Source organism: Streptomyces sp. NPDC048504, assembly GCF_043200035.1.
In the GTDB taxonomy this organism is placed as follows: domain Bacteria; phylum Actinomycetota; class Actinomycetes; order Streptomycetales; family Streptomycetaceae; genus Streptomyces.
Genome location: NZ_JBICXA010000002.1, coordinates 678,546 through 688,117, shown reverse-complemented (window position 1 = coordinate 688,117; position 9,572 = coordinate 678,546). Strand labels below are relative to the sequence as shown.

The 9,572-nt window shown below is 68.4% G+C and carries 10 protein-coding genes; 4 read left to right on the top strand and 6 right to left on the bottom strand.

Annotated features, from left to right (window positions below):
- Window positions 1-29: 29 nt before the first annotated feature.
- A complete protein-coding gene (mshD, locus tag ACGFY9_RS07520) occupies window positions 30-959 on the bottom strand; it encodes a mycothiol synthase (RefSeq protein WP_393752797.1) in 930 nt (309 codons plus the stop codon).
- A gap of 146 nt (window positions 960-1,105) precedes the next feature.
- Here mshD and ACGFY9_RS07515 point away from each other — a divergent pair, with 146 nt between their 5' ends.
- Both ACGFY9_RS07515 and ACGFY9_RS07510 read left to right on the top strand, forming a co-directional pair.
- A complete protein-coding gene (locus tag ACGFY9_RS07515) occupies window positions 1,106-2,911 on the top strand; it encodes a bifunctional metallophosphatase/5'-nucleotidase (RefSeq protein WP_393752796.1) in 1,806 nt (601 codons plus the stop codon).
- 1,124 nt (window positions 2,912-4,035) lie between these two features.
- A complete protein-coding gene (locus tag ACGFY9_RS07510; protein WP_393752795.1) occupies window positions 4,036-5,886 on the top strand; it encodes an ABC transporter ATP-binding protein in 1,851 nt (616 codons plus the stop codon).
- Between the two features lies 1 nt (window position 5,887).
- On the opposite strand, the gene ACGFY9_RS07505 is transcribed toward ACGFY9_RS07510, so the two are convergent.
- The 5 genes from ACGFY9_RS07505 to ACGFY9_RS07485 form a co-directional block, all read right to left on the bottom strand.
- Complete coding sequence (locus ACGFY9_RS07505) at window positions 5,888-6,643, bottom strand: response regulator transcription factor (protein WP_393752794.1); 756 nt, start codon at window positions 6,641-6,643, stop codon at window positions 5,888-5,890.
- A gap of 44 nt (window positions 6,644-6,687) precedes the next feature.
- Complete coding sequence (locus tag ACGFY9_RS07500) at window positions 6,688-7,419, bottom strand: PH domain-containing protein (protein ID WP_393752793.1); 732 nt, start codon at window positions 7,417-7,419, stop codon at window positions 6,688-6,690.
- Between the two features lie 91 nt (window positions 7,420-7,510).
- Complete coding sequence (locus ACGFY9_RS07495) at window positions 7,511-8,095, bottom strand: hypothetical protein (RefSeq protein WP_393752792.1); 585 nt, start codon at window positions 8,093-8,095, stop codon at window positions 7,511-7,513.
- Between the two features lie 69 nt (window positions 8,096-8,164).
- Window positions 8,165-8,488: a hypothetical protein gene (locus tag ACGFY9_RS07490; RefSeq protein ID WP_393752791.1), complete on the bottom strand. Its 324-nt coding sequence runs from the start codon at window positions 8,486-8,488 to the stop codon at window positions 8,165-8,167.
- The gene (locus tag ACGFY9_RS07485) at window positions 8,485-8,673 is read right to left on the bottom strand and encodes a hypothetical protein (protein ID WP_393752790.1); all 189 of its coding nucleotides are present in this window, start codon (window positions 8,671-8,673) and stop codon (window positions 8,485-8,487) included. Before ACGFY9_RS07485 ends, ACGFY9_RS07490 begins: the two co-directional genes overlap by 4 nt.
- A gap of 3 nt (window positions 8,674-8,676) precedes the next feature.
- On the opposite strand from ACGFY9_RS07485, the gene ACGFY9_RS07480 reads away from it, so the two are divergent.
- On the top strand, window positions 8,677-9,360 hold the full coding sequence (locus ACGFY9_RS07480) for a DUF5753 domain-containing protein (protein ID WP_393752789.1): 684 nt from the start codon (window positions 8,677-8,679) through the stop codon (window positions 9,358-9,360).
- Window positions 9,344-9,553, top strand: a complete 210-nt coding sequence (locus ACGFY9_RS07475; protein WP_393752788.1) for a DUF397 domain-containing protein — start codon at window positions 9,344-9,346, stop codon at window positions 9,551-9,553. The genes ACGFY9_RS07480 and ACGFY9_RS07475 overlap by 17 nt, the downstream gene beginning before the upstream one ends.
- Window positions 9,554-9,572 lie beyond the last annotated feature (19 nt).

Here is a 9,572-nt window from a genome sequence, read left to right as displayed (position 1 = left end):
CAGGGCCGGTCACCCGGACACAGCGAGCTCTACGACTCCGACCGGTACATCAGGTCCGTCTCGTACGTCGTGAACCCCAGCCGCTCGTACACGGACACCGCCGCCTTGTTGTCCGCGTCGACGTACAACATCGCCGTGGGCAACCCCTGCGCGGCAAGGTGCCGCAGCCCGATCGTTGTCAGCGCCTTGCCCAGCCCACCGCCCTGAACCCCGGGCAGCACCCCCACCACATACACCTCGCCCAACTGCTCCTCCGCGTGGACCTTGGTCCAGTGGAAGCCCACCAGCTCGCCACCCCGTTCCGCCAGGAAGAACCCCGCGGGGTCGAACCACGCCTCGGACTTGCGGTCGTCGAGGTCCCGCTGGGTGAGGGACCCCTGCTCGGGGTGGTGGGCGAAGGCCGTGGCGTTGACGGCAAGCCACGCCGCGTCGTCGACGCCGGGCACGAAGGTCCGTACGGTCACGCCCTCCGCGAGCACCGGCTCCGGCAGCTCCAGATCGGTCAACGCCCGCCGCAGCTGCCGGAGTTCACGGAACATCGTGAGCCCGAGGACCTGCGCGAGATGGCGCGCGGCCGAGTGCCCGCCGTGCGCCCACACCCGCAGCCGCTTCCCCGACGCGGCCAGCAGCGCGGCGCCCAGCGCCCGCCCGTGCCCGTGCCCCCGGTGCGAGGGATGGACGACGAGTTCCGCGGCCGGCGCCTCCACCGGATCCGTGTCCTCCAACTGTGCGTAGCCCACGAGTTCGTCGCCCAGGGTCAGCAGCAGATGCGAGACCCCGGCCCGCTCACCCCCGCGGATCCGCAACCGCCCCTGCTCGGACACCGCCTGCTGGCCGTCGGTCCTGGCGGCCTCGGCGATCAGCGCGAGGACGGCCTCGCCCTGGTCCGGGGAGAGCGCGGAGTAGGTCTCGATGGAACGGGAGCCGGGCGCGGGCCGTACGGTGTCGTCGCTGGTCATGGGTATGAGGGTAAGCCGATCCACCGGCAAAGTGGCGGCAAAGAAGAAACCAGGATGTAACCAAGAACCCCCTGCCGCGCTACGCGCGTTGACCCTAGGCTGCGCCGGAACGTGGTGACCTTCTCAGCCGACACACAGGGGGGCTCATGCCAGCCACAACCCAGCCGCACCGCCCGCGCGGACGCCGTACCGCCGCACTCCTCGCCGCCACCGTGAGCCTCGCCACGGCGGGCGCGCTGGCCGCCGCGCTGCCGGCCGACGCCCACGGCGACCCCGGCGGCCACGGGCACAGGCCCAGCCGCTACCAGGACGTACAGCTCCTCTCCTTCAACGACCTGCACGGCAACCTGGAGCCGCCGTCCGGTTCGTCCGGCCGGGTCACCGAACTCCAGGCGGACGGCACGACGAAGACGATCGACGCGGGCGGTGTCGAGTACCTCGCGACGCATCTGCGCGACGCCCGCAAGGGCAACCCGTACTCGATCACCGCGGCCGGCGGCGACATGGTCGGCGCGTCCCCGCTGATCTCGGGCCTCTTCCACGACGAGCCGACGATCGAGGCGCTCAACAAGCTCGACCTGGACGTCACTTCGGTCGGCAACCACGAGTTCGACGAGGGCGCCAAGGAACTGGCCCGCCTCCAGAACGGCGGCTGCCACCCCACCGAGGGCTGCTACACGGACAAGAAGTTCAAGGGCGCCGACTTCCCCTACCTCGCGGCCAACGTCCTCGACGAGAAGACGAAGAAGCCGATCCTCAAGCCGTACTGGGTGTGGAAGAAGAACGGCGTCAAGGTCGGCTTCATCGGCGTCACGCTGGAGGGCACCCCGGGCATCGTCTCCGCGGACGGCGTCAAGGGCCTCCAGTTCAAGGACGAGGTCGAGACGATCAACAAGTACGCCAAGGAGCTGCAGAAGCAGGGCGTCAAGTCGATCGTCGCGCTGATCCACGAGGGCGGCTTCCCGGCCTCCGCGTCCTACAACTACGACTGCGACGCGTCCGGCGGCGGCTCCGGCATCTCCGGCCCGATCGTCGACATCGCGAAGAACGTCACCCCGGCGGTCGACGCGCTGGTCACCGGCCACACCCACAACGCGTACGTCTGCACGATCGACGACCCAAGTGGCAAGCCCCGTATGGTCACTTCGGCCGCGTCCTTCGGCCGCCTCTACACGGACACCACGCTGACGTACGACCGCTGGACCGGCGACATCGCGCGTACGGCGGTCAAGTCGGCGAACCACGTGGTCACCCGTGACGTGCCCAAGGCCGCCGACCTGACCTCCCTGATCAGCAAGTGGAACACCCTCGCGGCCCCCATCGGCAACCGCGCGATCGGCTACATCTCCGCCGACGTGGGCAACACCGGCACCGAGTCCCCGATGGGCGACCTCATCGCGGACGCCCAACTCGCGTACGGCAAGAAGCTGGACCCGGAGACCGACCTCGCGCTGATGAACCCGGGCGGGGTGCGGGCGGGCCTGACCTACAAGGCTGCCGGTGCCGAGGGCGACGGTGTGGTGACGTACGCCGAGGGCTTCACGGTGCAGCCGTTCGCCAACACGGTGAACCTCCAGGACTTCACGGGTGCCCAGGTGATCCAGGTGCTCAAGGAGCAGGTGAGCGGCACGAACGCGGCGGCGCCGAAGGTGCTCCAGCCTTCGTCCGGGCTGACGTACACGCTGGACCTGACGAAGACGGGCGCGGACCGGGTCGTCACGGCCTCGATCAGGCTCAACGGTTCCGCGATCGACCCGGCCGCCACGTACCGCGTCGCGACGAACAGCTTCCTCGCGGGCGGCGGTGACGGCTTCACGACGCTGGGGCAGGGTACCGGCGACCTGGTCGGCACGGACGACCTGGCCGCGCTGGCGGACTACCTGACGGCGAACTCGTCGGCCACCGGCCCGCTGGTGCCCCCGGCGGCGAACCGGATCAACATCGTGCGGTAACCCATCCCTGACCCATCCCTGACGAGGGGCCCGGAGCCGCAGGTCGGCGCCGGGCCCCTTCTGTTTTCCCGTTCTAAATTCTGTGTAAGGACCGGTTCAGTTCCGCAAATTCCATAAGAGTCTTCCACAGGGATTGCTCAGGAAGGTCTAAGCGGAAAAGGCTTTTCCTGCGTCGGAAGTCCAGTAGTGTTTTCCATGTCGAAAGCGAACGGCGCAAACGACAAGAAGGCGCAAGAGACGAAGGAGAGCACGATGAGCTTCCACAAGATCGCCCCGGTGAAGAAGACCCGCAAGCCCGCCCCGGCCCCCAAGAAGCCGGCACCGAAGAAGCCCGCCCCGAAGCGTCGCCCGGTCGCCCACAAGGGCTGACAGAGAATTTACAGACGTAATTCTGACGTAGTTCAAAGGCAATTGCAGCAGATCGGTAGAGGAACTGTTGCAGAACCGCAGCAGAGCCGGCAGCAGCCGCGACAGAGAGGGACACAGACATGAGCTTCCACAAGATCGCCCCGGTCAAGAAGGCCCACAAGCCCGCCCCGGCCCCGAAGAAGAAGCCTTCGAAGAAGCCGGCGGCGGCCCCGAAGCGTCGCCCGGTCGGCCACAAGTAAGCGGCTCGGCCACCCGCAGCAGACCCGCAGTACTCCACAACCCGCCGCAGCACAGCGGCACTCCCAGGGAGGGAACCCAGCATGAGCTTCCACAAGATCGCCCCGGTGAAGAAGGCCCACAAGCCCGCTCCGGCGCCCAAGAAGGCCCCGAAGAAGGCTGCTCCGGCCCCGAAGCGTCGTCCGATCGGTCACAAGTAAGCAGCCAGGTCGGCCGTAGAAGACCCGCAGCACCCGCAGCACCACCCGCAGTACCCCACAACTCGCCGCAACTGAGCGGCACTTACCGGGAGGGACCCCGTCATGAGCTTCCACAAGATCGTCCCCGTCAAGAAGGCCCACAAGCCCGCCCCGGCCCCCAAGAAGAAGGCGCCGAAGAAGCCCGCCCCGAAGCGCCCCGTCGGCCACAAGGACTGACCCGGCACACCTTGAGGCGGGGCCACCGGTTAGCGAGCGAACTCGCTCCGGTGGCCCCGCCTCGGCCATGACCAGCCCACGCTCTGAAGGGAGTTGTTGACCATGAGGGAAGCCCGTGAGGCCTTCCGCCGTTTCTGGCCGCTGACCCGCGGTGACCGCAAGTGGCTCGCGGTGATCATCGCGTGCGTCGTCGTGTCGGCGCTCGCCGAGACCGCCGCGATCCTGCTCTTCGCGGAACTCACGGACAACGCCCTCAAGGCCGGTTCGCTGTCCGAGTTCTGGGGCCCGGCCACGGCCTGGCTCGGCGTCGCCGCGCTCGGCGCGCTCGTCGGCTACTTCGGCAACTCCCTGGCCACCTGGACCGCCGAACGCTTCGTCCTGCGCCTGCGCGCGAACGTCTTCCGCCACGTCCAGGACCTACCACCCCACTTCTTCCAGAAGCACCGCCAGGGCGACCTGGTCGAACGCCTCACCGGAGACGTCGAGGCCATCGAGCAGATGGTCGTGTCAGGGGTGGTCGGCACGATCTCGGCGGCTTTCTCAGCCGTGTTCTACGCCTGCGCGGCCCTGTACCTCCGCTGGGACCTGGCCCTCGCGACCTTCGTCCTCGCCCCCCTCTTCCTCATCGCGGCCCGCCGCTTCTCCGGCCGCATCAAGCAGGCCTCGCAGGACGAACGGGTCGCCGACGGCGCGATCACCTCGGTCGTCGAGGAGTCCCTCGGCAACGTGGTCCTCACCCAGGCGTACAACCGCCGCCGGGACGAGGAGAAGCGCCTCGACGTCGAAGCCCGCGCCTGGATGAAGGCATCGGTCCGCGGCGCCCGACTCAGCGAGATGTACGAGCAGTTCGTGGAGGTCGTGGAGACGCTCTGCGTCCTGTCGGTGATTGGCCTCGGCGTCTGGGAGATCTCCGCCGACCGCATGACCCTCGGCGCACTCCTCGCCTTCGCCGCCTTCATCGGCTACCTCTACCCCCCGGTCCGCAACCTCGGCCAACTCGGCCTCACCCTCACCGCCGCCACGGCCGGCGCCGCCCGCATCAACGAGATCCTGGACGCCACCCCGTCCGTCGGCGACCCCCGGGAACCCGTCCCCGCCTGGCCCGTCCACGGCTGGGTCAGCTTCCACGGCGTGACCTTCGGCTACCCCGGCGCGACCCGTAACTCGGTCGACGACGTCACCTTCAGGGCGAACCCGGGCGAGCTGGTGATCATCACGGGCGAGAGCGGAGCGGGCAAGTCGACCCTGTCCAAACTCCTCACCCGCTTCTACGACCCCTCGGCGGGCGTGATCTGCCTGGACGGCGTCCCCCTCCGCGACGTACCCCTCGAATTCCTGCGGGAGAACGTGGCGTTGCTGCCCCAGCAGACCCTCATCCTCAACGGCACGGTCCGCGAGAACATCGAGTGCGGCCGCCCCGGCGCGAGCGACGAGGACATCGAACGGGCCGCGCGATCGGCAGCGGCCCACGACTTCATCGCATCCCTTCCCCAGGGCTACGACACTCAGATCGCCCCCGGCACGGCGGCACTCTCCGGCGGCCAGCTCCAACGGATCGCGATCGCCCGGGCGATGCTCCGCGAGGCCCCGGTCCTGGTCCTGGACGAACCGACCGCCGGCCTCGACTCGGTGGCCGCCCGCCAGGTGATCCAGCCCCTCCGCCGCCTGATGTCCGGCCGTACGACCATCATGATCACCCACGACCTGAGCCTCGCCCCCGACGCGGACCGCATCATCGTCGTCGACGGCGGACGGCTGGTGGAGACCGGCACGCACGCGGAGTTGGTGGCAAGGGGCGGCGCGTACGCGCGACTTGCGGGTCCGTTGCCCGAAATGGCCATAGAGGGAAGGCGGTTGGACGAGACGATGGTCCTTCGCCAGGTCCCGCCGCAGGCGCCGGACGAGACGATGATCCTGAGGCTTCCGAAGTTCCCGAAGTTCCCGAGGCGATAGATCAGGCAGGCGGAGCGGCCCGGAGGCTGTACCCGAGCCCCCGCACGGTGTGGATGAGCCGCGGTTCGCCGCGGCTCTCCAGTTTCCGGCGCAGGTACATGACGTACACGTCGAGGGTGTTGGAGGCGGGCTCGAAGTCGAAGCCCCACACGTGCCGGTGGATCTGGGACCGGGTGAGCGCGGCGCCCGGATGCCTCAACAGGTGCTCCAGCAACAGGAATTCGGTCCTGGTGAGATCGAGCGGCCGTCCGTCACGGGTGACGGTACGGGTACGCAGGTCCAGGACGAGGTCCTGAAAGACGAGCTGTTCGAGCTCGGGCAATCCATCGACCACCGGGGCGTGTTGGGCACCGCGCCGCAGCAACGCCCGTACACGAGCGAGGAGTTCCTCCACGGCGAAGGGTTTGCTCAGGTAGTCGTCGGCACCGTTGTCGAGGGCGACGATCCGGTCGCCGACCGCGTCCCGCCCGGTGATCATCAGAATCGGCACGGTGGACCCGGAGGCGCGGATGCGCCGGGTGGCGGCGAGTCCGTCCAGCTCGGGCATGGTGACGTCCATCAGCACGAGGTCCGGCGCGGCGGCATCCTCCGGCACACCGAGGGACAGCCCGAGGGATACGCCGGATACGCCGAGGAGGTCGAGCGCGGTACGCCCGTCCCCGGCGAGGACGGTCTCGTACCCCTCGTACCGGAGCAGCCTGCCGATCCCTTCCCGCACGTCTTCGTCGTCGTCGGCCAGGAGAATCTTCGGCGCCATGCCGACACGGTGGGACGAACGCCTGTGGCGGGGCTGGCAGTTGGTTATGCGGGGGCTAGGGCTCGGATGTAGCGCCGACGGAAGAGAGGGGCGAGGAGGGCGTAGGCGGCGAGGGGGGCGCAGAGGAGCAGGAGGAAGGGGTGGGGATCGGCATCGGTGAATATCTCCCACAGCAGATACGCGAGGCCGGCGAAGAAGACGATCAGGGCCCCGGTGATCGCTCGCTCCTGGGCCTTGCGGTGCGCGACCCGCTCGCGGATGCGCACCTCGACCGCCGGGCGCCGCTCCCAGGTCATGCCCCGGTGCCGGGCGGACGCGGTGTGCAGGTCGGCGACCTCGGCCCAGAGGTCCGGGAGCTGCCAGTCGTCGAGGTGGGGGAGGCGTGCCCTGCGGCCGTCGTTGTCGTAGAGGTAGGTCAGCGACTTGACGTCGGCCCTGCGTTGGCCCGGATTGGTCTCTACGCGGAGATCGTAGATGTCGTGCCAGGCCCACCTGCGCACGCGGAAGGCTCCGCGGGTGGTTACGCCGTCGGCCCCCACGGTGGTGCGCCCCCGTCGCGCGGTGAGAATCGCCCAGACACCCAGCAGCGCCATGAGCGCCACCGCGAGCAGCCTGTACCGGCCGGGGATGATGTCGGGCCGCGCCATCTGGAGAGCGAAGTTCCCTTGGACGATGCACAGGGCGACGAATCTTCCCCGGGACATCTTTCTCCGCCTGCTGTACTCCCGCTCGATCCCCCGCTCGTCGTCGCGGTCGTCCTCGCCGTCCCCGCCCATCGACCCTCCCCAGAGCCTGTGTTGGGGGGCGATCCTAAGGTCTGGAGCTGTGCCGGCCGGGAGGGGTGAGCCAGGGCTCGGTTCGCAGGAGCTACGCCAGGAGTACGAACGCGGCGAACAGGGCGATGAAGGCTGCGATGCACACCATGCCCCAGACCTTGCGGTCCCGCGCACGCCGCAGTATCCGGTCCTCCACCTCGGGCCGCAACTCCCAGGCCACGCCCCGGTGCAGAGCGGATGCGGCACGCAGGCCGGCGAGTTCGGCGTGGAAGTCGGGGAGTTGCCAGTCGTCGAAGTAGGGGAGGCGCATCCGGCGGCCGTCGCTGTCGTAGACATAGGTCGTCCACTCGGCGTTCTCGGTGCGTCCGCTTGGGTTCAGCTCGGCCCGGATGTCGTAGACGTCGTGCCAGGTCCGGGTGGCTGTTCGTACGGCGTTGCGGGCGCTGATCCCTTGAGCGCCTACGATCGTGCCGCCCCGCTGCCGGTAGAGCAGGACCAGCACGGCCCTGCCCAGGAGGAGCGCCAGGATCACGATCCCTGCCCCGCGCTGGGAGCCGTAGGGGTTCGTCGACGTCTCCAAGAAGAGGTAGACGCCGATGAGCACGTTGATGCCGGCCTGCCACCACACGATGGACAATGTTCTTCGCCGTCCGTACGCCCGCTCGATCCCGATCATGGACCCTCCCCCGGTCAGCGGCAGAGGTGGATCGTATGGCAGCAACCTGCGCACGTCAGCAGGGGGGCGTCACCATTCACACCCCGGGATGCGTTCGCCTCGGCTGACGGCGATACGGAGGGCGTCGCCGAGGGATTCGGACGCCCTGGTGAGTGCGAACCGCACGGCCCGTTCGCCGGCCTTCGGGTCGGCGAGTACGGCCTTGGCGCCAGCCAACACTTGGTCCTCGGAGTCGAGTTGGGCCGCCTCGATGTCATCGGCGAGAAGGGAGAGCCGGCTGTCGTGACTGTCGGCGCTGAGGTAACAGGGCTTGCCGTCGGGGGTGGTCCAGGGGAGCAGCCGCAGTTCGTTGCGCGTGGTGTTGGGGACGCTCATGTTGTTGGGGATGCTCATGCCCGCACCACCACTCCGTGGATACGGCGGGGCCCGACGTCGATGCCGTGCACGGCGAGCCAGAGGGCGCGTCGCCGCTGCCGTTGCAGTCTCCGTTTGCGCCGAGCGCGGCGCTGCGAGGGGAGCAGGGCGTCCACGAGTGTCATGAGCAGTAACTCCCAGATTCCTATGATGCGTTCACTCATTCCGTGGCGCTCCTCTGTCCTGCCGGGGTCCTGACGAGCGGTGATTACCGTTCGTGCCTCGATGGTCACCGGTGCGGCGTACGCTGCGGAAGAGGGTTGGCGTTGTCTGCGGGCCACGCAGCGGGGAGGGGTGAAGTTACCGAACAGGTTGACGCCGAGGGCGAGTCGGGGCGCGCGGTACTGGGACGGACGCTCCGGTATCTGCGCGAGAAGGCGGGGAAGTCCCTCGGGCAACTGGCGGAGGACGAAATGGTCGAGGAGCAGGTGGCAGCCCGGCTGGGACGGCAGTACGTCCTACGGCAGAAGCCCTCGCCCGACGTCCGGATCATCATGGACGAGGTGGCGTTCCGGCGCCCCGCCGCCCGCGCGAAGACCTGGCATGACCAGCTGCTTCATGTGGAGACTGTGGCGATGCTGCCCAACGTGACTCTCCAAGTACTGCCATTCTCGGCGGGCGTTCATCACCACATGACGGGTTCGCTGACCTTGCTCTGGCAGAAGGACGGCAGTGCTGTTGCCTACGAGGAAGGCGATGACTGCAGCCAACTCGACGATGATCCGGACGATGTTCTGCGACTCCGACTGTCCTACGATCGTCTACGCGACCTGGCGCTGTACCCACCGGACTCGCTGGCGTTCATCCGGGCCGTTCTGAAGGAGCACCGACGTCATGACGCACACCCCTGATCTCAGCACCGCTGCCTGGCGCAAGTCGAGCTACAGCGACGGGGGAGCCAACAACTGCGTCGAGGTCGCCGACGGCTACACCGGCCTCGTCCCTGTCCGGGACAGCAAGACCCCGTCGAGCAGTCCGCTGATCTTCGGCTGGTCGCCCTGGGGATCATTCGTCGAGGCGGTCAAGAGTTCCTCGACTCTGTGAGCGCTGGGCGGATCTGTTC